The organism is Paenibacillus sp. WC2504, from assembly GCF_052682475.1.
The window spans coordinates 5,062,931-5,088,221 of sequence record NZ_JBQZFH010000001.1; the positions used below are offsets into that span (position 1 = coordinate 5,062,931).

The 25,291-nt window shown below is 45.6% G+C and carries 27 protein-coding genes and 1 other annotated feature; of the genes, 3 read left to right on the forward strand and 24 right to left on the reverse strand.

All coding sequences use genetic code 11. From position 1 onward, the window contains the following. Nucleotides 1–125 precede the first annotated feature (125 nt). The 16 genes from ACUN27_RS22900 to ACUN27_RS22975 form a co-directional block, all read right to left on the reverse strand. The gene (locus ACUN27_RS22900; RefSeq protein WP_127451228.1) at nt 126–305 is read right to left on the reverse strand and encodes a capping complex subunit for YIEGIA; all 180 of its coding nucleotides are present in this window, start codon (nt 303–305) and stop codon (nt 126–128) included. A 6-nt stretch (nt 306–311) separates the two neighbouring features. Further along, the gene (locus ACUN27_RS22905; protein ID WP_157319984.1) at nt 312–1,217 is read right to left on the reverse strand and encodes a YIEGIA family protein; all 906 of its coding nucleotides are present in this window, start codon (nt 1,215–1,217) and stop codon (nt 312–314) included. Further along, complete coding sequence (locus ACUN27_RS22910) at nt 1,217–1,843, reverse strand: YphA family membrane protein (RefSeq protein WP_445559634.1); 627 nt, start codon at nt 1,841–1,843, stop codon at nt 1,217–1,219. Before ACUN27_RS22910 ends, ACUN27_RS22905 begins: the two co-directional genes overlap by 1 nt. A 128-nt stretch (nt 1,844–1,971) precedes the next feature. Further along, the gene (gene fni / locus ACUN27_RS22915; RefSeq protein WP_445559635.1) at nt 1,972–3,030 is read right to left on the reverse strand and encodes a type 2 isopentenyl-diphosphate Delta-isomerase; all 1,059 of its coding nucleotides are present in this window, start codon (nt 3,028–3,030) and stop codon (nt 1,972–1,974) included. A 31-nt stretch (nt 3,031–3,061) separates the two neighbouring features. Continuing rightward, nucleotides 3,062–4,372: a 30S ribosomal protein S1 gene (rpsA, locus tag ACUN27_RS22920; protein WP_127451220.1), complete on the reverse strand. Its 1,311-nt coding sequence runs from the start codon at nt 4,370–4,372 to the stop codon at nt 3,062–3,064. A 148-nt stretch (nt 4,373–4,520) separates the two neighbouring features. Further along, nucleotides 4,521–5,102: a lysophospholipid acyltransferase family protein gene (locus tag ACUN27_RS22925; RefSeq protein ID WP_315949244.1), complete on the reverse strand. Its 582-nt coding sequence runs from the start codon at nt 5,100–5,102 to the stop codon at nt 4,521–4,523. Nucleotide 5,103: 1 nt separating this feature from the next. After that, the gene (cmk, locus tag ACUN27_RS22930; protein WP_315949243.1) at nt 5,104–5,787 is read right to left on the reverse strand and encodes a (d)CMP kinase; all 684 of its coding nucleotides are present in this window, start codon (nt 5,785–5,787) and stop codon (nt 5,104–5,106) included. Nucleotides 5,788–5,926: 139 nt separating this feature from the next. After that, a complete protein-coding gene (locus tag ACUN27_RS22935) occupies nt 5,927–6,199 on the reverse strand; it encodes a hypothetical protein (protein ID WP_315949241.1) in 273 nt (90 codons plus the stop codon). An 87-nt stretch (nt 6,200–6,286) separates the two neighbouring features. Beyond that, nucleotides 6,287–6,970 carry a flagellar brake protein gene (locus ACUN27_RS22940; protein ID WP_445559636.1) on the reverse strand — a complete coding sequence of 228 codons (684 nt, stop codon included), beginning with the start codon at nt 6,968–6,970 and terminating at the stop codon, nt 6,287–6,289. 87 nt (nt 6,971–7,057) lie between these two features. Further along, complete coding sequence (gene ypeB, locus ACUN27_RS22945) at nt 7,058–8,431, reverse strand: germination protein YpeB (protein WP_315949237.1); 1,374 nt, start codon at nt 8,429–8,431, stop codon at nt 7,058–7,060. Nucleotides 8,432–8,540: 109 nt separating this feature from the next. Further along, nucleotides 8,541–8,696 (reverse strand): hypothetical protein, encoded by a 156-nt coding sequence (locus ACUN27_RS22950; protein WP_164819461.1) that lies wholly within the window; start codon nt 8,694–8,696, stop codon nt 8,541–8,543. Between the two features lie 71 nt (nt 8,697–8,767). Then, entirely contained in the window at nt 8,768–9,463 is a 696-nt protein-coding gene (prsW, locus tag ACUN27_RS22955) for a glutamic-type intramembrane protease PrsW (RefSeq protein ID WP_315949236.1), read from the reverse strand. Between the two features lie 95 nt (nt 9,464–9,558). Continuing rightward, nucleotides 9,559–11,061, reverse strand: coding sequence for a DnaB-like helicase C-terminal domain-containing protein (locus ACUN27_RS22960; RefSeq protein ID WP_315949233.1), 1,503 nt, complete (start codon nt 11,059–11,061; stop codon nt 9,559–9,561). Next, a complete protein-coding gene (locus ACUN27_RS22965; RefSeq protein WP_445559637.1) occupies nt 11,042–11,164 on the reverse strand; it encodes a hypothetical protein in 123 nt (40 codons plus the stop codon). Before ACUN27_RS22965 ends, ACUN27_RS22960 begins: the two co-directional genes overlap by 20 nt. Before the next feature lie 30 nt (nt 11,165–11,194). Then, a complete protein-coding gene (locus ACUN27_RS22970; protein WP_127451207.1) occupies nt 11,195–11,800 on the reverse strand; it encodes a genetic competence negative regulator in 606 nt (201 codons plus the stop codon). A 246-nt stretch (nt 11,801–12,046) separates the two neighbouring features. Beyond that, nucleotides 12,047–12,391: a hypothetical protein gene (locus tag ACUN27_RS22975; RefSeq protein ID WP_315949231.1), complete on the reverse strand. Its 345-nt coding sequence runs from the start codon at nt 12,389–12,391 to the stop codon at nt 12,047–12,049. 165 nt (nt 12,392–12,556) lie between these two features. On the opposite strand from ACUN27_RS22975, the gene ACUN27_RS22980 reads away from it, so the two are divergent. Further along, the gene (locus tag ACUN27_RS22980; RefSeq protein WP_315949229.1) at nt 12,557–13,414 is read left to right on the forward strand and encodes a polysaccharide deacetylase family protein; all 858 of its coding nucleotides are present in this window, start codon (nt 12,557–12,559) and stop codon (nt 13,412–13,414) included. 60 nt (nt 13,415–13,474) lie between these two features. Here ACUN27_RS22980 and ACUN27_RS22985 read toward each other — a convergent pair whose 3' ends face one another. The 3 genes from ACUN27_RS22985 to ACUN27_RS22995 form a co-directional block, all read right to left on the reverse strand. Then, nucleotides 13,475–15,133, reverse strand: coding sequence for a stalk domain-containing protein (locus ACUN27_RS22985; RefSeq protein WP_445559638.1), 1,659 nt, complete (start codon nt 15,131–15,133; stop codon nt 13,475–13,477). A gap of 106 nt (nt 15,134–15,239) precedes the next feature. Beyond that, a complete protein-coding gene (locus tag ACUN27_RS22990; RefSeq protein ID WP_315949225.1) occupies nt 15,240–15,443 on the reverse strand; it encodes a hypothetical protein in 204 nt (67 codons plus the stop codon). Beyond that, a complete protein-coding gene (locus ACUN27_RS22995; protein ID WP_315949223.1) occupies nt 15,440–16,051 on the reverse strand; it encodes a CPBP family intramembrane glutamic endopeptidase in 612 nt (203 codons plus the stop codon). The genes ACUN27_RS22990 and ACUN27_RS22995 overlap by 4 nt, the downstream gene beginning before the upstream one ends. 90 nt (nt 16,052–16,141) lie before the next feature. Between ACUN27_RS22995 and ACUN27_RS23000 the strand changes: the two genes are divergently transcribed. Then, on the forward strand, nt 16,142–17,062 hold the full coding sequence (locus tag ACUN27_RS23000) for a hypothetical protein (protein WP_315949221.1): 921 nt from the start codon (nt 16,142–16,144) through the stop codon (nt 17,060–17,062). Nucleotides 17,063–17,139: 77 nt separating this feature from the next. Here ACUN27_RS23000 and ACUN27_RS23005 read toward each other — a convergent pair whose 3' ends face one another. Next, nucleotides 17,140–17,463, reverse strand: a complete 324-nt coding sequence (locus ACUN27_RS23005) for a rhodanese-like domain-containing protein (RefSeq protein WP_315949220.1) — start codon at nt 17,461–17,463, stop codon at nt 17,140–17,142. A 239-nt stretch (nt 17,464–17,702) separates the two neighbouring features. Beyond that, nucleotides 17,703–17,935 (forward strand) — a binding site (T-box leader). 73 nt (nt 17,936–18,008) lie between these two features. Between ACUN27_RS23005 and serA the strand changes: the two genes are divergently transcribed. Next, nucleotides 18,009–19,589, forward strand: coding sequence for a phosphoglycerate dehydrogenase (gene serA / locus ACUN27_RS23010; RefSeq protein ID WP_315949219.1), 1,581 nt, complete (start codon nt 18,009–18,011; stop codon nt 19,587–19,589). A 125-nt stretch (nt 19,590–19,714) separates the two neighbouring features. Here serA and ACUN27_RS23015 read toward each other — a convergent pair whose 3' ends face one another. From ACUN27_RS23015 to resB, 4 genes are read right to left on the reverse strand one after another with little or no spacing between them, the layout of a single operon-like run. After that, entirely contained in the window at nt 19,715–21,610 is a 1,896-nt protein-coding gene (locus ACUN27_RS23015; RefSeq protein ID WP_315949218.1) for a sensor histidine kinase, read from the reverse strand. 1 nt (nt 21,611) lies between these two features. After that, nucleotides 21,612–22,325, reverse strand: coding sequence for a response regulator transcription factor (locus ACUN27_RS23020; protein ID WP_127451191.1), 714 nt, complete (start codon nt 22,323–22,325; stop codon nt 21,612–21,614). A 39-nt stretch (nt 22,326–22,364) separates the two neighbouring features. Further along, the gene (gene ccsA / locus ACUN27_RS23025; RefSeq protein ID WP_315949215.1) at nt 22,365–23,624 is read right to left on the reverse strand and encodes a cytochrome c biogenesis protein CcsA; all 1,260 of its coding nucleotides are present in this window, start codon (nt 23,622–23,624) and stop codon (nt 22,365–22,367) included. Next, nucleotides 23,621–25,282, reverse strand: a complete 1,662-nt coding sequence (gene resB, locus ACUN27_RS23030) for a cytochrome c biogenesis protein ResB (protein WP_315949213.1) — start codon at nt 25,280–25,282, stop codon at nt 23,621–23,623. Before resB ends, ccsA begins: the two co-directional genes overlap by 4 nt. Nucleotides 25,283–25,291: the final 9 nt, after the last annotated feature.

Here is a 25,291-nt window from a genome sequence, read left to right on the forward strand (position 1 = left end):
TTCACTCCTCCTGATTCCATGATCAGCCATGGAAAAATACGCAACTTACATCATAACAAAAAAGACACGGATTGGCTAATCTCTTTTGAGACTTGTCGCCAAATTGATCCTAACAAACCAACCTTTCAGGTATGTTTGACCAAAATCATCGTGCCATTTTTCAAATCATGCGCGTTCGCATCCAATATTTTTTCCAGCGAGAAAGAAACTTTCTGCAGGTCATCCTCCTGCTCTACCACAAAGATTGGCGCACCTCCGCCAACCCGATCCTTCGTTAATGTCACAACAGCAAGAATTTGCGACATGGCGAATCACGCCCCCTTATTTTTGTTTACGCCGGCCTCAGACGGCATACGTACGGCGCTCTCCAGCACGGGAACCCGATGCAAAGCAACAAATGTTTTGTCAACATCCTGCTCTTGCGGCAGCAGCAGCACTCCGAGAATGCCCGTATTCATATCCAGCTTGGCCATAGGCCGCAAAGAGGGCTCCCCCTCATCTCGATAAACGCCAAATAGCGTAGAAATATCGTGCAATATCGCCTGTCTTTGACCCAGATTCGCCAGGGTTACGCGAGAATTACGATTTTTAGGTTTGATCAGAAAACCTACCCCATGCTCTTGAATCTTACTTCGGCTATCCTGCAGCCCCACATTCATGATATAAACGGATCCGACAAACAAATCAGGTCCATCCATCCGAATCGGAACGGCTTCAATATCCGCAATATCCCCAAGCTTTTTACCCGATTTAAAAAAGTGCGCAATCCAGATCGACAAAATACCGGCAAGAACTCCCCAGTACCAGGCAAACAAAATGCTGAAGAGAGACGCCAGAAACGCTGAGAAAATGACCAGATAATTTCTTCCCTCGAAAACCATGGCAATACCTTCAATGTAGGCAGCCCCTCTGGGAACTAGCTCCAGTTCATCCACTTTCGTTAAGCTTTGTCTCTCCATATTACGAACATCACGGAACTGCTGAGCAGCTAAGGAAAGAAACGTAACCGCTGTGTAGTTTTTGTCTAACAAAGCAGGCACTGCGACAGCTCCTAAACCTGCCGCAATGACACCGAGGGAGATATGTATGATTTTACCATGCGGATATGTCGGGTATTGTCTGTAATCTGTTCTAAGCATATTGAGCCTGGCTAATATTCCAAAAATAACACCTACCACAATGCCTATCGTATACCGGTGTGAATAAAACCAGTCCATTACTTTCTCCAGCCTCCTCTTCGCTCTATCCAGCTTCTTACCATACTTCGACAGCCCGTGTAGACCGCTTGCAGAATAATCGTCATTGTTCGCGCAGCAAAGACAGATAGCCACCATTGATCTTGAAATGTCGAATGGCCGACATGATGGTAGCCCTCTACGGGATGAATACTCGCCTGATACATATCACCAAGTAAATAGCCCATCGAGAGAGCGGCAATTTGCTCCAGAGGATTGCGTTGTAAAACAACCGCTATCAAAGCGAGCAATAAAGCAATATCCCAGTCTGAATTTCGCACAATGAGGATTGGATCCATCTCCAGCAGCTGCTGCAGCAAGAAATGAAGCGAACCCAGCAGAAGCCCGATAGAAAGCAAATGAAGCTTATGTATGAAGCCTTGAATCACGAAAAGAATAGCTATGCTAATGGCAAAAACCAAGATATAGACGAGTTGGATATGCACCTGCTTAATCGTCACGGATAGGCACGAACTTGCAATCCACAGGGCAAAAAAAAGAAGCATGCCCTTATGCGATATACTTCTGACGTACAGCTCCTTCCATCCGCTGGCAAACAAAATCAACGTGATGCAAAGGAGAATGAGAGACAAATAACCGGAGTTCATAATCTGACCACCCTACAAGGCATAGGCGAACCGATGATAGCTATCACCGCTTGCCCGCGGATCTACGGCTTCCACTCTTCTTGTGTAGAGGGAAGCACATCTTGATCCTTAGTATGGCAATCTTTCGATTATTTACTCCGATTGGTTTTATCTGCGTATGAAGTTAAATCAATCCCACGGGTGCGGCACCATTCCGCCGTTTCTCCCATAATGACGACAGGGCAATGCCCCAAATCCTTAATTGTAGGGGCGCCTAGCGCCGTCATAATTAAGATAAGTCCCTGATGAAGCTCGTCTGCAAAGCGATGCAGACTTTGGGTGCCTTGCTCGCGCAACACCTTCAGAAATACGCCCGCCATGCCGACGGCTGAGGCGCCAAGAGCTAGCGCTTTGGCCGCTTCCAAAGCGTTGGTAATGCCCCCAGAGGCAATGACTGCGCCTCTTGGATAAACAGACAGCGCCTCCAATAGCGAGATGCTTGTCGGGGTACCCCAATCGTTCAGCCACTCTATCGCTGCTGGACGTCTGGCATTCTCGATGGCGGCGAAATTCGTGCCGCCTGAACCGCCAACATCCAAGACGCGGACACCAATGTCTTGTAATTGCTTGGCGTTATCCTTCAAGATGCCGAAGCCGACTTCCTTGACAATGACCGGCACCTGAACGTGCCGAACAATGGCCTCAATTCGCTTCAGCATGCCTACAAAGCTGCGATCTCCTTCGGGCATGATGAGTTCTTGCATGACGTTCAAATGAATTTGCAGCGCATTGGCTTCAATCATGTCAATGGCTCTGACTGCTTGGTCAACGGTGGCCTCGCTGCCCAAATTCGCAAACACGATACCCTTCGGGTTTTCGCGCCGCACGACTTGGTAGCTGGACGCTACTTCGCTGTTTTTTAGCGCTGACATCTGGGAGCCGACGGCCATCGCCATGCCTTTTTCCCTCGCCATAATCGCTAGCTCGCGGTTGATGCTCTCTGTCTCCTGAGCTCCTCCGGTCATCGCATTAATTAAAATCGGCGAACTCATAATGAGATCGCCGATTTCAGTCGTTAGTGCAATGTGATCCGTTGAAGTCTCAGGTAAACAGTTATGCACAAGCTTGATATCCGACAGCCCTTGCTGTCTGGATTGACCAAGCTCCAGCGCGTAATGGACATGCTCCATTTTGCGTGAGATGCGCATTCCTTTGGTCCCCCTAAAATCCAAGTATCACTTATTTTTTAAATTTAGCCAGTTTGTCGCCGAAACGCTCGCCAAGTGTCATGGATAAACCTTGGTTGCTTAGAGACACGTTCTCGTTACCAGCGATTTCTTTTTGGTGGCTAGCGCTGTTACCGCGGTCACGGTCGCCTCTTGGTTGTCTTTCTCTTTCCGGTTTCGCAGCGGACGGAGCAGCTGCGCCAGCAGGAGCTTCAGGAGCTTCTTCTGTTTCTTTGATGCTTAGGCTAACGCGTTTCTCGGAAGCATTGATTTCCAAGATTTTCACTTGAACTTCTTGGCCTTCTTTCAATACTTCATGAGGTGTTCCGATGTGACGGTGTGCGATTTGCGAAATATGCACAAGACCTTCAACACCAGGAGCTACTTCAACGAATGCGCCAAACGCAGCAAGACGTTTCACTGTACCTGTTACGATATCGCCAGCTTTGAAATCATTCTCCACATTGGACCAAGGGCCTGCTTGTGTAGCTTTGATGCTAAGGCTGATTTTGTCGTTGGACGGGTCAAGTTTAAGGATTTGCACTTTCACTTTGTCGCCTTCTTTGACAACGTCAGAAGCTTGATCTACATGGTGCCAAGCAAGCTCGGAAATGTGTACCAAACCGTCGATGCCACCGATATCGATAAATGCACCGAATTGCGTCAAGCGTTGAACAGTTCCATCTAGAACTTGTCCTACTTGCAATCCTTCGATGATTTTCTTTTTGTTTGCTTCGAATTCTTCATCCAATACATCTTTTTGGGAAAGGATGACTTTGTTTTTCTCGCGATCGATTTCTTTCACACGAAGACGCAATGTGCGGCCTTTGTAGGAGGAGAAATCTTCAACGAATTGACGCTCAACCATGGAAGCAGGTACGAAACCGCGTACGCCGATATCCACAACCAAACCGCCTTTTACCACTTCAGCAACGGAAGCTTCGATAATTTCTTTGCTTTCCAGTTGGCCTTGCAGTGTTTCCCAAGCTTTTTCGCTGTCTACAACACGTTTGGAAAGAACCAATGTTTCTTTCGCATCGTTGATGGAAACAACTTTCAACTCAACTTCTTGTCCAAGTTGTACCGCTTGACCAGCATCTTCCAAGCTTACGGAAGATAGTTCGCGAACCGGAATAACACCATCGTATTTGTAACCGATATCCACGAAGGCTTGATCTGCGTCTACCTTAACGATTTTGCCTTTCACGGTAGCGCCTTTCTTCAGCACAGCAACATTATTCATGGCATGCTCCGCTTCTGCTTGCGATACGGCTGTTTCTTGAGCTTCTTGCGTTTGATCTTGAACTTTTACTTCATCTGACATGAGATTAGCCTCCTCTAATTACAACCAACAAAAAATAATTTATAAGTCACAAAGCAGTATGTAAGCTTCTACTCTGTTTCAAACAAAACAATCATCATTCGCTTTTGAAGATAGTATAATTCCAAGCTTTCATTTCCATACATGGGGCCTATGCCTTGCTATATGTACTGTGTAAGCGGCGAATTTCTTTCATAATGGCTTCCGTCGCGAGCTCCAAATCTTCTGAGCTAGCTCCTGCGTAAGCAGTTAAATCAAGCGGTTTGCCATACACAATGGTCATGCGGCGGAATAAAGAATAAGTACCGACAATGGCCACAGGAACGACAGCAGCACCGGATTTCAATGCCAGAGAAGCAGCGCCCTTCTTGCCCATTCCCCCAGCGTTATTACGCGAGCCTTCTGGGAAAACGCCTAACATATTGCCGTCACGGAGCAATTGCACCGCGAGACGGATCGAATCTCTGCTTACACCACCGCGTTTAACTGGAAATGCGCCAACTTTTGAGATGACCGCGCCCAGAACAGGAATGTCGAAGAGTTCGGCTTTCGCCATAAAATGTACCATACGTTTGAGCGGTGTTCCTAATAATGGAGGATCCAATAAACTTGTATGATTGCCGCAAAGCACTACTGCACCATGTTTAGGGACATTTTCCATACCGATGGCACGTAACCGAAAAAACAAGGTAAAAAAGCAGCGAAACAAGGCCCTTCCGATGCGATATAGCATCTTATTTGCCACCTCCGACTTTGTCTTTACAAAGCCCAAGTATCTCGTCCACAACTTCTTCAATTGTCATTGAGGTGCTATCCATCAACACAGCGTCATGAGCACGTCTGAGCGGAGAAATCTCTCGATCTTGGTCCAATTGGTCCCTACGAGCGATGTCCTGTTCAAGTTCGGAGAGCGTCAGTGTACAAGTACCGCTGCTCTGCATTTCTTTGAAGCGTCGCTCTGCGCGTTCCTGCACGCTGGCTGTCAGAAACACCTTGATTTCTGCATCCGGCATGACATGAGTGCCGATATCCCGGCCATCCATAACAACACCTTTAGAAATCGCCATTTGTTTCTGCAGGTTGACCAGCAGCTCGCGTATCGCGCCATAACTGGCAATTTGGGAAACATGATCTGTAATGGCAGTCGTACGGATTGCTTTCGTCACATCGACGCCATCGACAAAAACTTGTTGACCCTCTTCTCCAGGAATGAGCTCAATCTTCATACGATTGGCCAAAGCAGCCACTTCTGTCTCTTGATCAGGTAGCAGCCCTTCTTGCTGTACTTTCCATGTTACTGCCCGATACATGGCCCCTGTATCCACGTAAACGAATCCAAGTGCTCCGGCAACAAGCCGAGCAATGGTACTTTTACCGGCACCAGCAGGTCCATCAATGGCAATATTGAACTTATCCAAGCTGCTGTTCCTCCCAACGATACTCCACAATACCTTACGAACAAAAAAGCAGGCACTGCCTGCTAATTGATTCAAATTATATCACACTACCTAGGTATATGCAAAACTTGGACGCATAATAGATTGCAACCTAGCCTGCTTAAGAGCGCTCTCCCTTAGCATTTTGAGGCAGCATATAAGGCTTGCCTTCCAGGGGTTCAACCCTTGTAAAATGCTTGCGTATATAAGGGATTTGGAGCAATAACTGCACGCAAATAAGCACGATAAAACATACGAGAGTTGTTCGAATAATCACCTTTTCTACTTTCGCAGAGAAGAGGATAAACAACTGCTCATAGGACTTCGTTTCCCGATCGTTGGACAAGAGCTTCTCACCTGCTCGAATAGGCATATTGTCTGGTAGTATACCCATACGAGCTAACTCTCATGCTTACAAGCAGGAGACTTTTGACTTTCATACAAGCAGAGAGACTTTTGACTTCGTCAAAAGATCCCTATATTATCTTTTGCGGAAATCCATCTGGCGCTCAAAACAAAAACGAATCAACTTCTGGCGCTCCCTGTCCAAAATCTCAACAAACCGCACCATGGCAAGCTGCTTGCCGGTTTCCAATAGCTTGACGCGCACAACTTCACCGTTAAATGGAATATGCTCAATGTTGCCGTTCTTGTAAGGAACAAGCAGCCAGCAAGAAATAATCGTGTTGATGCCAAGCGGGATTTGGCCGTCATATTCCATCGAGATGCCGCCACCGCCAACATCGTCCGTCACACCGATAAATTGAACCTGGTCAGACACTTTGACTGCAATTTCCAGTTCAGCCGGCACCCTCAGAAAACTTCGGCGTTGGACTTGCGTGATAGCTTCCGGTTCGGGCTTATGAAGTTCGACTAACCGTAACACGTCTTCCCGAAACCCGATAACCGACGTTGTGAAGTAGTGTTTCACGCCCCCTTGTGCAATATAGAAGGTGTTTAACTCATCGCCATAATACAGCTTCTTGAGTCGGCCCGTCTGCTCATTCATAGGAATTTCTATCAAGATTGAGCTATCTGTTACATCGGCAATTCTGGATTTGTATTCAATCCTGGATTCTTCATCATCAATACTGTTCACTTGTATATGTAAAATTTGGTTAACCTTGGGCAGCAATCCCTGCACCTCCGAAACATATGATGACACAATTATAACCACGCCGCTCTTATTTGAATAGCAAAAAAAAGAAGCAAGGCTCGAATCTGCTCGAACCCGCTTCTCTCTTTTTCGACTTTATGTTGTTTTATTTGCCGCGGCTTGAGCCTGATCGGGGCGAATCGTCTCGATTTTTTCTTCCATTCCCAAATCAGCATTGATATAAACACGATATAGATTATTGTTCATTTTCCCGATAAATTCATGGCAGAGAACCTCTTCATCCAGATCATTTTTGATGATAGCGAGAGACTCACCCGTCACTTTCATATTCGGACTAAGTTGTTTCCGTGCTTCGGCCGCTGTAATTTTAGGTTGCCCAATATTCCGCTGGACTTGGCCATAAATATAATCCGTCGCTTGAAGTCCGATGACTTCGAGCGTGTCCAGCGCAACCTTCACACTGATTTGCTGGGGATAAATGGTAACATCCTTCTCACGTTTAGCGAAAATAATATTCGCAATGTTTTGATATTGATCATAGCTAACTGCACTCATATCTTTATATTCATGTTGGTCCAAGAACTCATTCGCGATATCGCGGGCTTGTCTAAGATCGAACTTCGACTCTTTGACATCACGCGGCTTCATAAAATAAATCAAATGACCGCCTTTTTTCGTATAATCCATCTGCGCACTATCGGCACCGCCAGTCCCGCTCGGAACCACAACGCTAAAGCTCTGATTTTCAGGCGAATTCCCGCCGTTTTCTACGACTTGCATATTGGCCGTGTCGGCTTGCCCCAGGAATTGAGCCGCCTTTTGCTTAATTTGATCTGCCGTCATCTCATTGCCGGACAGCATGCTTATTTTTTTCTGGGAAAGCATGCCCATACTGCCAGGGCCCCAATTCAGCTCCTCGTAGGCGCCTACTTTTTTATCAACGATGGAAAAGCCATCAATGATCGCATTATCATGCACTTCATTTTCGGAAGCTAAAGCCATTTCCACGTCCATCCAACGCAAATTGTTCGTCATTACTTTATCCTGAACTCCGCGTATTTCCTTCGTAATCTCAGCGGAATGATCGTAAAGCGAACTTAACGTTTTTATTTCTGTTTCCGTTAACGGCTGCTTGGTCATGTCACGAACGGACATTCGGTATGAATAATTCGCCATATTCGCTAAGAAGTCCTCTGTCTTGTTAAATGGCAGCAGGGTTAACGGAAGCTGTGTGATGTCACTTTGAGCCTGGCTGGTCAACCGCCATACATTCACAAGCCCTTTGCGGTAAGAAGGCTCAGCCGTCGAGTTAACAGCAAGTGTGTTCCCCAACTCCGTATGCAGCTTATCCATATGGAAGGAGAGATCATGGAACGCACGCTGATATTGGTTCTCAGCTTTAATCAAAATCGTATTTTTCTCCTGATGCTCCAAGTACCCCCAAACCGATGCACCGATTAAGGCAACTAATAGAAATGGAAACATGACAATGCTCAATCTTTTATACACGTGAATACCCCTTTCATCCCCTAAACTTGCGCTTAGTTTTTGCGTGGATAGACAGGTTTATACAAGATTGACAACAAAAAGAGGCCTATTCGTAAAGAATGGCCTCTCGTTATTCATCCGTCTCTATTTCAAAGTCATGCTCATTGCTGCAAATACATTGCCTAAATCCTGTTTCGATTTTACCTTTTTCTCTTTTTCCTTTCAGCACGAACTTTTCCCCGCACTGTCTACAGCGGATCTTTACTTTCACTCGTGTTATGGACATGTACACCCTCCCGGTGCTTCCGAGCTCTATGAGCCAGGAATCGCGTTCTATACAGTCCAGTATTGCCCAAATTAACTCATTTTAATCTTCTCATCTGCTGATGCGACGCGCAATGGCGAATGAGCATTCGCCCGGTCCACCCGCCAAATCGTCCGAATCCACAGAAATGTCATAACCGGAATCATGACCCAGATCCAGTTGGATTTGAAGAAGAGCAAAATGTAATCAAACAATCCATGCCAAAAGATAGGCAACAGAAGCGAGAACCACAGATACTTTTGGGTTTTGTGAGGAACGAACTTGGCTTTGCCCAAGTAATAACCCATCATGACACCGAAGAGAGCATGCGCCGAAACCGGCAGCAAAGCGCGGATCATAAGCGCAGAGAAAGATGCTGCATTCAAAAATGCGTAGATGATATTTTCTAATGTCGCATAACCCAAGCTTACCGCAACCGCGTATACGATACCGTCATAGGGTTCATCAAATGCTTCATGTCTGAATATCAGATGATACAGAACGAACCATTTCATGAACTCTTCAATGCCCCCGGAAAGGAGAAACGATGAAATAAAAGTTCCCTCGCCAAATTCTTGAACCAAAGCATTCTGAAGCACCATCGTCGGATATACAAGCAGCACACCAAATAAGAACATGCGGATAACCAAATGGATGGGTTCAGTTTCGTATTTATCTTTTAGATAAAAATAGGCAAGCAGTGAGAGGCCTGGGGCTACGGCTGCAAGAACAATCGGTAGTATTTGCAAATGCGGCTTCCCCCTTATGCTAGAAGTTATGAAGTACCCTCAGTACAGTCATGTCAAATTCCATTATAGTCATTTTGAAATGACTTTTCTATGATTTATTCCGTAAAGAGTGCACAATCATTATGGAAAACAAGAGGGATATTCCCTATTGTGCCATTTCGGTTTTTCGTTAATGCAAGCGAGATCGCTTGTTGACGATCCACATCCGATGCAACAGGCTGCATGATCATCACGACATCGGCAGATGCCTGCACGCGGTCTGGAACGTTATCTTGACCTAACTCCAGTGCGGTAGCTGCGATAATCGGGCAATCCCATTCCCGTGACCATTGCTTAAGCGTAAATGCGATGGCTGCTTGCTGCTGCTGCCAAGTTAATGCCGCCGCGGCTTCACCCATCGGAATTCGCTGCAAATGATCAATGAAAATGACGGGTTCTTTGCCCACGATGACGGCGATTCGCTCAATATTGGCGGCTACTTGTTCCAGCGTTGTACTTATCGTACACTCAAGCATCCAAAGCATTTTACTGATCTTGCCGTACTGTTTATTCGCCTCAGCCACTTGTTCAGGATCTATTTTTCCTCCTAGCACTTTCTGCGGCGCTACGCCGATAATCCGCGCAATGCTGCGAGACCACAATTCGAAATTCGTCATGTCCCAGGAAACAAATATAACCGGTGTTTCTTCAAGTGCGATATGATCAGCCATTTGTTTCAGCAACATGCTTTTACCAATGGATCCTGACCCTGCAAGAAGGTACAAACCGTTGCCAAAGCCACCGAATAGGAGCGTGTCCAGCTTATCAAAGCCCGTTCGAATAGAGGCTACTTGCCCGCGGAATCTTTTCATATATTCTTCCAAATAAACCGTGCTATTCTTGATATCCGGCGCTACGGGAGCTAACATAGCCTCTTCAACAGACTGATTCACCAACTCAAGGAGTGCCTCGACCGGGTTTTTAGCTCTTACGAATAGATCGTTGATGTCACGAATGGTCTCAGGCAAGGAGATAATATAGGTTTCGTTCCCCTGCTCTCTCAGAACAGATTCAATCCGTGTAGACTCTCTCCGCCCGTACTCATCGTTCCCCATACATATATAGACGCGTTTTCCCGTAAAAAGGGAGAGATGGTGCTCTTTGAATATCCCGTAATCCGGCACACAAACAGCCGGGACTTTGGCCTGCGTAAGAGAAAGCACATCGAAAATGCCGCTGCACAAAATGACTTCATCGGAATCTTCCAAGGCGGCGTAATTAAAAAGGTATTGATCAACCCCGTACAAAGCCTTGTATTTCGGTTCCTTATTGTCAATCGAGCGTCCGATTAAGTCGACAATCTCACCCTCGTAATTACGGATTGGCAAGATCACTCTGTGCTCAAAATAATCGCCTAACTGATTCTGATCGACGTAGAACCCAATTTTTCCGATTTCAAAACCGACCCGGAATAATTGAGCGGTCTCCTCGGTGATTCCCCTTTTTTGCAAGTACAAATATGCTTCTTCTCTCATCTGTTTCTGGTAATAGCTAAGCAAACTGTCCAAATCAACCGCTGCCAATGTCGGCGCCAGGCGTTTATGCTCTAAATTCGTCATGATTTACTCCCCCATCATCTCTTCGCAAGGATGCAAAACCACTTTCTATCCAATTAAAAAAAGCATCAACAAAAACGGTTGTTTTTGAAGATGCTTGTTTCATTCAACAACAAAAGAAAAAGAGGGAAGGCCTTTATTTAAAGTGCTGACAGAGCACCTTCACGGCGTCATCGGCAATAATCGTCTTCCCATACTCTTCAAGCACCGCTTGTGTTACGGAAGCAGCTTCCCCGAATTCGGACAGGACCGCGATTAACGCTTGGTACTTCGTATCTTCAAGGTCAACAGGTTCTAGTTGTAAAATATATTTCCCTTTGTAGGAATAAAGGGTACCGCCCTCAATAAGAAGCGGATTGATTACTTTGGAGACACGCAGCAGATCTTCAAAATCACGGAACGCATAGGAGACCAAATCGCTCTGTTCAAGCGTTACTTCCATCTCATACACTTCTTCAGCTTCATGATCGTCATACGAATCTGAATTCGCATACAAATCAAGCTTGCCTCTTGTTACAATGACAACCATTCCCTGGGCTGGCAATGCAAACACCTCAACAGCTAGAGGTCCGGACGGGTCAAATCCGAGCTCTGAATAAGCCTGATCCATCATTTCACTGAATAGTTCGTGTACTTTGGGGATTTCTCTCCACATGTCGTCCTTTTGAATTCCGCGTTCAGTTAAGTCATCGAATGTTAGGAAAATCCGTATCTTATCCTGACTTAAGCGTTCTATTTTCATGATAGGATCCTCCTTTGAGCCTTCCGATTGGAAAGCTTGCATCGAAAGCATGGTCATCTTATTAAAACAGAATATGATAAAAAAATAAAAATGTGAACCTTGAAGTAAGATTTGGACAAGTATTCTTTTATCGTTTTCACCTACCATGTTAACACTATTTGATTCCAATTGCACGCGCAAGTTATGTATAAAAGAAAAAGCACAGCCGGCCCCGTGGGTTTGCCTGACTGTGCCTGTTGCGAGTTTTTATTGAATTGACGACGTATTTTCTTTGTTGGCTTGCAAAATTTCGTTGACCGTCACACTCAAATGCGGATCTTCCTTCACGATTTTTTCAACCTGGCTGAGCCCTCCGCTTGTGCTTGCGCTTGAGTTAGCACTCGAATTGGTGCTTGCACTTGAGAAATTCCGGACCGGTGAATCGCCAAAGGATTTGCTCGCAAAGGTATCTTTCGCTTTATCCACTACTTTCCCCATCGATTCACTGGATGAGCTGAACGCGGAGAACAACATCGATTTACTTTTGCGATTCAGATATACGACCGCTGCCGCTCCGGCAATGCCACCTAACAAGAAAGTACCTATCTTCATTGGGTCTCCCTCCATGTTAATTTAGTATGAATCCTTCATAGGTTGCGCGAGTTGAAGAGAGGGCATACGTCCCAACAAGAGGAAAACAAAGGAGATATGTTCTGGAAGAAATGTGGTACTATAAGGAGAGACGTAAGAAGTTAATTTGCCTGAGGAGAACGAGAAATGACTAACAAAGCCAGTGTCCTGTTGATCAGCATGATGATATTCCTAACTGCCTGCAGTGAAAGCCAACCGGCCAAAAGCCCAGTTTCCACAACCAGTGCGACACCAACAATGGCAGCTACGACAGCTGCTAGCCCTACTCCTACGGCGGCACCTACCCAAACACCAGCTCCCACACCTACGCCGGAGCCAACGAAAGCAGTCCCGCTAGAAGTTAAGAAGGACTATCATATGAACAAAAATTATGATATCGTCCCCAATGACCCTAACGGAAACAAGAAAATTATCCTCCTGACTTTTGATGATGGACCCAAAGAGCAAGAGATGAATCAATCGTTAATCGACATCCTCAAAAAACATAACGCGAAGGCGATTTTCTTTTTCAACGGCTACCGGATTAAGCAAAAGCCCGAGCTTGTCAAGCTCGTCCATGAAAGCGGCAATATCATCGGCAACCATGCCTGGGATCATGACAATATGAAAGACATGCCGAATGCCAAAATTGATCAGCAAGTGGACGATGTTCAAAAAGCGATTAAAGACTTGACGGGGCAAGCTCCGCAATTTTTCCGTCCGCCATTCGGTTCGGGCAATGACTATTTGAAAGCTAAAATCAAAGCAAATCATATGCTCTATATGACTTGGTCTAACGGTTCATTGGATTGGGAAATGACCAATAATAAAAATGATCCGAACAAAGTCATCGAGAATGTCATGAAGCAGCTGCACGGCGGCAGCAATATTCTTATGCATGAATTGCCTTGGACGGTCAAAGCTCTGGACACCCTTCTTACGCAGTTAGAGGAGAAAGGGTATTCGTTCGTGGATCCCAATGCTATTGAGCTCGAAATGAGATAAGACAAAAGAAGCTTTGCAGCTCCCTATCGAAACACACAGGGGCTTGCAAAGCTTTTTTAATTAATAGCTGATATTGACCGTTTTCGAGCTCTCGACATAGGTGACTTTCGCTCCAAGCGCTTCCGACAACAACCGAACAGGGATCATCGTTGTTTCATTAACCAACTTGGCCGCGTCCCCTGTTTGATGCTCCACCCCATTCAAGCTATACGCATCACGGTTTGTATAGAACATGATCGTTTTGTCTTTTTTCTTATATACCGCAGCCTTTAACTTATCATCCCACTCCACCGTTGCACCAAGAGCCGCGGCAAGATCTCGAATATATAGAAACGAGGTACCTTCTTGAATATATGGCTTCTGTTTCATCGTATACGGGATGAGGTCAAGAACATATTTATCACCGGACAAGGCAAAGGAAACGGTATGATTTCGATTTAGTCCGAAATTGCCCATTTGCAGGATATATGAAGCTGAATCACTATGCAGCTTAAGTACCCCTAATCCCTCGCGCGGCTCTGTGCGGAATGTCCATTCCTTGGCATAAGACTTGGTGCTGCCATCCTTCATAGTTGCTGTTAGTTTAACTTTCGCTTCATAGGTCGTATCCAACGCCAGCGGTTTAGTAGGCATCAGGATAACCTCTGTATCCAGATGATCGTCTGTACCAGGTACGTTCTTCATCAGGCTTACAGCTTTGCCGTTTTCATCCTTTAATTCTGCCTCATCCAAACTCACTTTCTTCACGTCCGGCCCATTGATTGAAGCCATAATTGGATAGCCGACCGGATAGGCCGCTTCGGTATGATTACGAAGCGGATCAGGCGTTTCGTGTCCATCGAAGATGGTTGGCACATAAACGTCGTTGCTTCCTGGCGAAACAACAAGATCAGGCGCTACTCCATCTGAAAATCCAAATTCAATCACATGATAGGCTCCTACTCGATAAACACCTACTTCGACGAGACCAGGGACCATAAATGGCGTTCGATGATAAGGCGCATCAAATAAACTATCAATGGCTTCAACGAGCGAAACCTGATTGTAAGCAACATCCTCACTGCTCGCACGAGCGTATCCGATAAATTGCGAGCGCTCTTTTAAAGACTTTCCGATATAGCCTGGCAGCGCCGGATCCTCATCATGCAGGGATACTGCTGTTTTTATCGGATCAATTTTGTTTTGCGATAAGTATTGTGCATGCTTTTGAGCCGCTAGATTCAGGGCATCACTGAACTTCACTTGGGGTAAGCCCATTTTAAGCCGATAGTCATTAATCGCTTGCAAGCCTGCTTGCTGCTCCTGGCTTGTCTCCGAAGATGGTGTAGCAGCTCCTTTTACCACCGTAAAACTCCAATTCATTTGAACAGGTTCATAACCGTCAAATTTAAAAGACAAACGAGCAGAATACGTGCCTGGTGCCAAATCTTCCTTGGGTTGGTACACATATTTAACAGAAACAGGATCGTAAGTGGCTTTCACTTCCTGATCATTGAGATAAAAATGATAGCTGTCTGGCGTTTTCCCTTCACTTAACTCTAAATCCACCCCGATATCCGGTCTCAATAAGCCTACATTTCCCTGCGGATAAGCCAAATACCCATAGGAAAACGCGTAAGACGGCTTTGACGGCCAAATGAAACTGGATAATAAAACAAAAAGCGCAGCTATTATTTTTACCGAAGTAGTCCATTTTCTTCTCGCTTGAATCGCATTCATTGCAGCTAAATCCTCCCATGACAAAATGAGCCCATAAAAAAAGAAGCTATGAATCTATCATAGCTTCTCTATTTGTTTAGTACAAACTTAGCTCAACTGGCAAATGTTATGAATAGTACCTGATGCCCCATATCGTTAAACTAATGACAAGAATTACAAATAACCACAGCAGTGTAACGTAAAAGATTTGGGTCCATTTTCCCCGTTCAGAGGGATGCACCGCTTTCCGCGGCGGTAAATAGGTGTCATCTTCCTCCATTTCAATCGTCCTTCGTTGAGAACGAGAAGGCATTTTTCCCTCTGCATTCATGTGCTCTGTTCTTCCTCCTCCTTACCATAACGAAGTATGCATCCCATGACAAAGTCAATAATGAAGTGGGCAATAATCGGTGTCCAGAGGCTCCCCGTTTGTAAATAAATCCAGCCGAGGCCGTAGCTTATGCTAAACACCATCCCTGTCATGAGCCAATGCTGCAAATAACGGATATGGATCGCCGCGAACAATATACTGGTCCAATAAGGTCCCCAGGCATGCTGAATGGCTCCGCGAAATAGTACTTCCTCGCATATGGCAACAATAAATGAAATGAGCGCGATATGCCAGATCGGACGTCTTCCGAAAATCATCTCATTGATTCCGCCGTCATCAGACACTTCTTTGGGCACCCACCTTGAGATTAACATATCAATCCCAAGAACGGCTATTGCAAATAAAGTCCCCCAAATCGGGATTTTCCAACCGCCCTGAATCGTGAACATGGAAATAAAGTTATGATTGCTCTGAAAAAAAATGATGCTTATTCCGATAATAAGCGTAAGTAGTTGGGTTATGTACAGATTGAGCAGTAAAGTTCGGTCATTGAGATCATTCACATCGACTTTTCCGAAGCGGATATTCTTAAAATCGAATTTTTTCATAGGATGCAGCCTCTTTCCTCACATATTCCCTTTTATACCTATTTCACCTATACTAAGTTAAAAGAAAAAGAGAGAATAAGGAGCTTGATTATGGATAAGCGTCTTACCCGCACTGATTATTTATTTGCCCTCATGTTTATCTTTATGCTTGTTTGTATCCTTGGCGCCTTCTTCTACGGTTTGAAAATCGGGCAGGAAAAATCGGATCAGAAATACGAGAAAATATTGCACGCTGATAAAGCGGTTGCTCAAGAATATGGGGCCTACGACCAGCAAGTTCTCGTTTCTTATTACCATACCATCTTTTTGCCCTTTAGGGAATTTCAGAATAAATGGTTTGAATTGATGAGTCAAATCGAAGCCGGCAATTCAACTGTCGATGCCTCGGCCGTTCTCAAAGAATTGAGCAAGCTGGCTGACGAGAAATATGCCGCCCTCCAAAGCAAAAATATGCCGGCAACCTCGCCGCTTCTCGTCCAATCGCATCAAGGATATCTCAAAAGCTTGAAGCTTTTTGCGGATACGTTGAAAGGTTATCAAAGCAAAGCCAATGGGCTAAGCGGACCACAGCTGCTTGATGCTATACAAAAAGATGCATATTTCGTAGAAGCCAAAACACAAGCGCTAACAGCACAGAAAAATTACTTTGATTCTATTGTTGCTTGGAATGGCACAATCGATCCTGATATTGAAAACTTCGATCCTAATAATAATGCGAACTTAGATCAATGGCGTGCAATGAACTTAAATGTCAAAAATCTGTATATCACAACAAAGTTGTTGAAAAACAAATCGTTTGCTCCTTTTTACCCGCAGGATTTGACGATTCGTATAGATGAATTTATCGCCTCGGGAGAAGCCAAGAAACTGAACGTCAATGACGTCAATCAAACGATGGACCTACTGCTTAGTACGAATGCCGTTCGATCCGGCGATTTTGTGAAAGGCAAAGCCAAATGGTATGCGAACGAACCGCTGCCACAGCTTCCTTTCTTCTCGGATGTCACTTAAGCGAATACATAACATGAGCAAAAAGGAGTTAAGCGGCCTCAAGGTGCTTAACTCCTTTTTGGTGCCAAAAATGATACTCAGTCGTATTGAAATCCTCGCAGCATCCCTACTGCAGCCATTCCACCGTCAACATTAATAACGCGGTCTATGCCGTTCTCTTGCAAATACTCGGCAACCCGATAGCTTCGCACACCATGTGCACATACGAGATAAATGTCCTGATCTTCCGGCAGTTCTCCTAAACGATGCGGGATTTGTCCCATTGGAATCAACTTCGCTTCATCCAGGTGATAATAATCCCATTCATGGGGTTCCCTCACGTCGATAATGACGCTATCCTTCAATGTCTTTTGATCCAGCGCTTCAACAAACTTCTGCGGGTGAATACTCGCAATCTCCACTATGGCACTTCCTTTCTAAGCTGCAGCAATGCAATAACTATTTATCCAGTACATTAGCGAAAATCGTAGTAAAATTCAAGCAAAAATACCATTGCTTTCTGAGGAACCTTGCTTTAAAATAAACAAAAATGCTTTCGCATCGATTGTCAAATATGGCTTTCATGTGAATTTGATGAAAATGATTCGACATGTATTGACACGATTTCAACAGCATGGTAATCTAATGAAAATTCTATCACAGTAAAGCGTTGACGGAGCCAAGCAAGTAAAGTAGTTTTCAGAGAGCCGATGGTTGGTGCGAATCGGTAGCGAACATTTTGCGGAGCACTCCAGAGTTATTGCATTGAACGAAAGTAGATGCAATCGGAACAGGAACACGTTACAGTTCCAGGTCGCAAGACCGATTGAGGCTTCTCATGCGAATGGGCAGCGAACTAGGGTGGTACCACGAAAGCAATCTCTCGTCCCTTTGGATATAGACATCCGTGTCTGTTCCGGAGGGTTGGGAGTTTTTTTTATGTTCATATTCTAAGGAGGTTCGAATGATGTATAAAGTTCTAGTATCCGATCCAATTAGTGACATGGGAATTCAAATGCTTTATGATGCAGCTGATGTTGAAGTGGTAAAACAAACGGGACTATCCGAAGATGAGCTAGTTGCCATCATTGGCGAATATGATGCTCTCCTGGTTCGCAGCCAAACGAAAGTAACAGAGAAAATTATGACGGCAGCGTCTAAATTGAAAGTAATCGGCCGCGCTGGTGTAGGCGTCGACAACATTGATCTGGAAGCTGCAACAAAACGCGGTATTATTGTGATCAATGCGCCAGACGGCAATACCATTGCAACTTGTGAGCTTACTTTTGCCATGATGATGTCTGCAGCTCGTATGATTCCACAAGCGTATAAGAAAACAGTCGGCGGCGAATGGGACCGTAAATTTATCGGTGTTGAGCTTCGCAACAAAACACTGGGTATCCTCGGAATGGGACGTATCGGTAGCGAAGTGGCAAAACGCGCGAAAGTATTCGGCATGGAAGTTATCGGGTATGACCCATTCTTGACGGAAGAGCGCGCTGAGAAACTGGGAGTTAAGCTCGGGACTGTTAATGAAATCGTTGCGAAAGCCGACTTCATCACGGTTCATACACCACTTACACCAGAAACACGTCACTTGATATCCAAGCCTCAATTCGAGATCATGAAACCAGGTATGCGCCTGATCAACTGTGCTCGCGGCGGAATTATTGACGAAATGGCGATGATTGAAGCTATTGATCAAGGCATCGTAGCTGGAGCTGCTTTTGACGTATTCGAGGTAGAGCCTCCGCAAAAGGATCACCCGTTCTTGAACAATCCAAAAGTAATCGTCACTCCTCACCTTGGTGCTTCTACGATTGAAGCGCAAGAAAACGTTGCAATCGACGTTTCTGAAGAAGTTCTTCATATCCTGCGCAATGAACCATTCAAAAATGCGGTTAACTTGCCGCCTGTACCGGCGAACGTTTTGAACAAACTTCAACCATACTTCGGGCTTGGCGAAAAGATCGGTTCAATCCTGGGTCAAATCGCACAAGGCGCTGTATCTGAAATTGTCGTCAATTATGCAGGCGATCTCGTTGATGTAGATACAAGCCAATTAACTCGTTACATTGTTAAAGGTGTATTCGAGAACCAATTGGAAGGCATCAACATCGTAAACGCGATGCACTTGGCTAAATCACGCGATGTGAACATCGTCGTTCAAACATCTAATACATCCAGCTCTTTTACAAACCTTGTCACAGTTACCGTAAAAACTAAACAAGAAGAAAAAACGCTTGCTGGAACTTTGCTTTCCGGTTATGGCGAACGTATCGTACGTATCGATCAATATCCGGTTGATTTCGCAGCTGAAGGAAACCTCCTGCTTATCTCTCACAATGATAAACCAGGGATCATCGGTCGCGTAGGTACACTCCTTGGAAGCAATAACGTGAACATTGCAACGATGCAAGTAGGTCGTAAAGTGATCGGCGGTTCCGCTATCATGGTTCTGACAATCGACAAATCCGCTCCTGCTGAAGTGTTGGCAGAGCTGTCGACCCAAGCCGAAATCGTGAATGTTCGTGCGCTTAAAGTATAAACCACTCGCTTCAAGGTACAAAGTGTTTCACGAACAACAAGATTTTGTCTGAATATTCTACAAAATGAAAGGCGTTTGCTGTGAGTTTTCACAGCAAACGCCTCTTTTGTGTCGAATTTGTGACATTAAATGGGTTCGCAAGGAAGTAAAATCGTAAACGTTGTTCCTTGCCCCAGCACACTTTGGGCTGTAACGATCCCGAAATGCGATTCTATTATATTTCTCACGATGGCAAGGCCCAAACCTGTACCTCCCGATGAGCCGCGTGTACGGGCTTTATCGGCTTTGTAGAACCGTTCGAAGATGAACGGCAGGTCATTGGCAGGTATCCCCTGCCCCTCGTCGGAGACCTCAATGCGAATTGCGGGCTTATTCTTATACTTAGCCCGCTCTGCTTTCACGGCAATACCGGCCCCTGCAGCCGTATGCCGGAAAGCATTATCGAGCAGGTTCGTCAGCACCTGCTCGAGCCTGTCCTCATCCCCTCGTTCGAGGATGAGGGGGTCTTCCGGCAGTGCCACGCTTAGCGCGATGCCGCGCTCTTTGGCCAGCACCGAAAATTTGCGGTGCATGCGCCGGATCAGGGAGTCGACTTCGACCTCCCTGAACACAAGCTCGAGATGGCCTGCCTCCATCCGCGCCAGATCGAGCAGGTCACGGACGAGGCGCCCCATACGGAGCGACTCGTCGTGGATGACCTGCACAAGCTCCACGCGCTCTTCCGGCGTGGAGGGGATATCATCCAGCAGGGCTTCACTATAGCCCTGCAGCATCGAGATCGGCGTACGCAGCTCATGCGATACGTTCGCCACAAAATCTTTGCGCAGTTTGTCGAGGAGCTCTTCCTCCGTCACATTACGGAGAACCGCTACCGCGCCGCGCACCTCTTCGCTTTGCTCGCTCATGTATAAGGGCGTCATGGCAACAGACCATACACCGTTCTGCACGTGCAGCTTTGTGGCGGCTTCCGATGATTCGTCCACAACCGCTTCAAACAGCGGGATGAGCGGGACGGGAATCGGAACCAGGAAGGGATTGCTGTAGCTTGTTAATCCCCAATCACCAAGAGCCGTATCCGGCTTACGGTAGCGTTTGGTTTCCTCATCATCCTCCGACCACTCGATGGTGCTCCACTCCTGTACGATTTTCTCCCCTTGCGGGTTCGTCAGCATAACAGACCCATTCGCATCCAAGGTGATTACCGCATCGGTCATACTGTGCAAGATGCTGGATAAGTGCTCTTTCTCTTGGGAAAGTTCACGGATACTCTCCTGCATTTTCTCTCCCATATGGTTAAAGGTTTTTGCCAATTCACCAATTTCATCCTTGGAGATAATAGGTACTCTAGTCCCGTATTCTCCCTTGGTTATGAAATCCGCCGCTTTTTTCAACTGCTGAAGCGGTCTTGTGATTTTGGCGAACAGGAAGAAAGCAAAAAAGGTTGTCATCAGAAAACCAACAATGGACACATAAATAAACAATCTGAGCATGTAGGACTGTGTCGCTTCGAGAGATTGCAAGGATTGATAAATAATCGTCGCTCCGGCAATGCTGCCCTGCAAATTTTTCAGCGGAACAGCCACAACCAGATACTCCTCACCAGCTTTTAAACGACCAATTTTGGACTTGTTAATTGATTTATCGATGGTTTCACCAGCAAATACACGCTGCAGTTCAACATCCGTGTACAGATCCCTGGCGTGGAAACCGCCTAACGTATTTCCTAGGGTGGATGGCAACGCCATTTCCTTCATATCCTTGGAAATCACCAGCATTTTCGCATCTTGGAAACCCAAAAGTTCATTGCTCAATTGATAAAACTGTTCATTATACATATGATGAGAGGCTTCTTCTGAAAAATTCCGAGCCAGCTTCTCAATGTTGGCGGTTTGATCCTTGGCTTGGGAAAAATAATTTTCCATATAATTCACAAGAAAAAGACCTAGTATGAGCAGTACTACCCCAACTAGGCCAATGATGGTCAACCAAAGCTTACCTACGACGCTTCTGAATATAAACACGTTATTTAGGCACCTCTAGCTTATAGCCTACTCCCCACACGGTCGTAATCATCGCAGCAGCATCCGGGGAAACTTTGTTTAATTTTTCGCGGAGTCTTTTGACATGGGTATCGACCGTCCGCAAATCTCCAAAAAATTCATAGTTCCAAACATCCTTCAAGAGCTCCTCGCGCGAGAAAACCTTATCCGGTGACACAGCCAAGTAATGCAGCAGTTCGTATTCTTTTGGCGTCAACGCTACTTCCTGGCCACCTGCCGTTACACGATGGGCATCATGTTCAATAATCAGGTTAGGAAACACAATATTGTTGCTTGAGCTTGCATCCTTTGACAAATAGGCTGTAGCTGAGGAACGGCGCAGAATCGCTTTAACCCGGTAAATCACTTCGCGTGGAGAGAATGGCTTCACGACATAGTCGTCCGCCCCCACTTCAAATCCGCTGACACGGTTCGTTTCCTCCCCTTTGGCGGTCAGCATGATGACTGGCGTAGATTTCACCTGGCGAAGGCGCGCACACACTTCAATCCCATCGATTCCAGGGAGCATGACATCGAGAAGCACCAGGTCATAGTCCGTTTCTGTCGCCATGCGCAGGGCATTCTCTCCGTCCTCTGCTTCTTCAATGATATAACCTTCTTTTTCTAAATACATGCGGAGCAGTCTCCGAATTCGTTCTTCATCATCAACAACGAGTATGCTAGCTTTCATTTCCATGGAGCTTCACATCCTTATCTAAATTAAGTTCGATTTGTTTTATACACCTGCATAGGAGTGCAGCCCAGCGATAACAAGGTTTACCCCAACTAACGTAAACATAACCACGATAAAGCCGATAACGGTTAACCAAGCTGATTTCTTGCCTTGCCAGCCTTTGGATAAACGAAGATGTAAAAATACGGCGTAAAATAACCAGGTAATCAATGCCCATACTTCTTTGGGATCCCAGCCCCAGAATCGTCCCCACGCTTCCTGAGCCCAAATCATCGCAAAAATCAATGCGCCCAATGTGAAAATCGGGTAGCCGATGGCAATAGCGCGATAGCTGATTTCATCGAGATCTTCTGGATCCATCCCTTTCACGATCGGGCCAATAGCGGCCCCTAACGGTTTGCGTGCAATCAGTCGGGCAAGCCAGTAAAGCACAAGACCTCCGAGCACAGACCAAATCACAGTATTAAATTTACGCCCTGCGCTTGCGCCTTCCATCCAGGAAGGTGCTGTAAACAACGGTTCTGTCATGCCGAGGAACGGCTTCATTTCAACAACCTTCGTATCGTAAGGCTTCACAATTGGAGGCAATACGAAAGTCTCGTTTTGAATGCTTGTTTGCTGTTGTCCTTGCGCATCCATAACCGTCACTTCTTTGGAGAATACAGCTTTATATCCCGAACCGTTAAATGTAAAAATAGAAGCAATAAAAGCGATTAGCATCAAGATAAAAAAGAGTGTTAGCTCTACGCCTCTTTGTTCACGCTTATCTGTTTGGGTGGTACCTTTAAAGTCCACTGCACGCAGGAGATACATAAGCCCGCCAGCAAAACCGACGCCGAAGAAGGCTTCACCGGTTGCCGCTGTCGTTACATGGATCTTCAGCCAGTAACTTTGCAGTGCAGGAATCAGTGGCTGAACCTCGCTCGGGAAGACAGAGGCATACGCTATGATAATAAAGCCGATCGGCAATGCGAAAACACCAAGTACAGGCGTTCGATAAATGAGATACACGATCAAGAAAGCGAACATGATCATCATTCCCAGGAAGGTCATGAATTCGTACATATTCGAAGTCGGAATGTGATTTCCTTCCGCCCATCTTGTAAAGAAGAACGTCACTTGGCAAGCAAATCCGACAACAGATGTCAGGAAGGCTGCGAAACCCCACTGTTTCTGATGCTGCTCCGGATCACGATTACTCCACTTTTTCCCGGTAATCGAGAGGACGAAAAGCAAAAATGCTGCCAGGTAAACGAAAAATGCGATAAGTAAAAAGGTGCTGCTGACTGAATTGACATTCACCCCTGGTTCCCTCCATTGTCTAATGATTTCGGCAGTATGTCCAAATTATTTTTCTTCAAGGCTGCTGCAACCTCATTGCGTAAGCCGAACCAGTTTTTGTTCGTATGTCCGCCGAGCGTAAGTTTACCTTCGTCGATGCGGATCCAGATACGGCGATGCTGCCAGTAGAAGCCCATAATGACCCCAATCATGAAAATCGCAGATCCTACCCAGATATAAGGCATAGCTTTGTCAACACGAATGTTAAGGTAAGTCGTATAGTTGGCAAACTGTACGCCTTCCATCGTTCCAACGGCAATCTTTAGCTTCTGGCTGATCGCACCGTTAATCGTATCTTGGGAGAACGCTTCTTTATCAATTTGTCTTGGGAAATACAAATACGGTTCACCATTTGCCGCCAATCCCGGGCCTGTGATGCTAAAAATAAATGCCGGGGCTTTCGGCTCATTCGACTTGGAGATAGGTTGTCCTTTCTCTAAGCCAAACTCAGGGAAGAACCCTTTTAAAGTCAGCTTATAAGGACCAACTTGATAAACATCCTTCGGATTATTCATCGGCAAATCGAAACTTCCATACGTTTCACCTGTTGTTGGATTGCTCAAAGTCGGTTTGACCGAAATCAGAAGCGGCGTCGCTTTGTAGTCAAATTGATACGCTTGCAAGCCTTTATAATCCAGAGGATGATTCACCAGAATATTCGCTTTATGTACTTCTTCTAAGACCGGCTCTTTCGTTGAATCATCACAATTCGCTGAGCAATGATACAAGACAGCTTGAGTTTCATACGTTTTGGGCACGATTTGACCCTTGGACTTTATGCTTTCAGGCAAATCTTTTTCGTCATAAAGCTCTAAAGTAAATTTTTCATTTTTTATAAAATAAGAAGTATGGGGGATGGCTTTGGTTTCACCTTCCAAAATACCCATATACTCATCCATATGCCAACCTGGGATGCTTCTCATCAAGACACCGATCAGAAAAATAATAAGACCAATGTGGTTAATATAAGGACCCCAACGGCTGAAACGGTATTTCTCGGCAAGCAGTGCCGTCCCGTCCCTATGTATGCGGTAATTTTTCTTGCGTAAAAGCACGCCTAACTTATCGGTCCACGCTTCTTCATCCGTTCCTGGCGGCAAATCGGTCACAAGCGTCACCTTTTGCCGTGTCAAGAAATTAAGATGCTTACGGATTTGCTGCTTGGATAATGCTCGGTAGAGCGGTAAAACGCGATCCAAACTGCAGATGACAAGTGACGTCCCAATCATAAATAGCAACGTGATGAACCACCATGAGCTGAAGGTGTGCGAGAGTCCGAGAAAATGATAAATCGTTCCCAATTTCCCGTACGTTTCCGAATAATATTGCGCAGGATCCATATCCAAAAACGTGTTTTCCTGCGGATATATCGTCCCAACGGCAGAAGCCAGCAAAGTGATGAAAATAATCCATACCGCTATTTTAACCGAGGAGAAGAAATTCCAGACTTTATCTAGAATTGAGGGGTTTGATTTCTGCGATCGGCGGGCCATACCGTCATAGCGCATTTCGAGTATATCTCTGCCATCCGTATCGATCAACGGATTCCCGCAGGATTCACAGAGCGTAGTTCCTGTGGGGTTCTGATGCCCACAATCGCATTTGGTGTTGTAGAACATGATGACCTC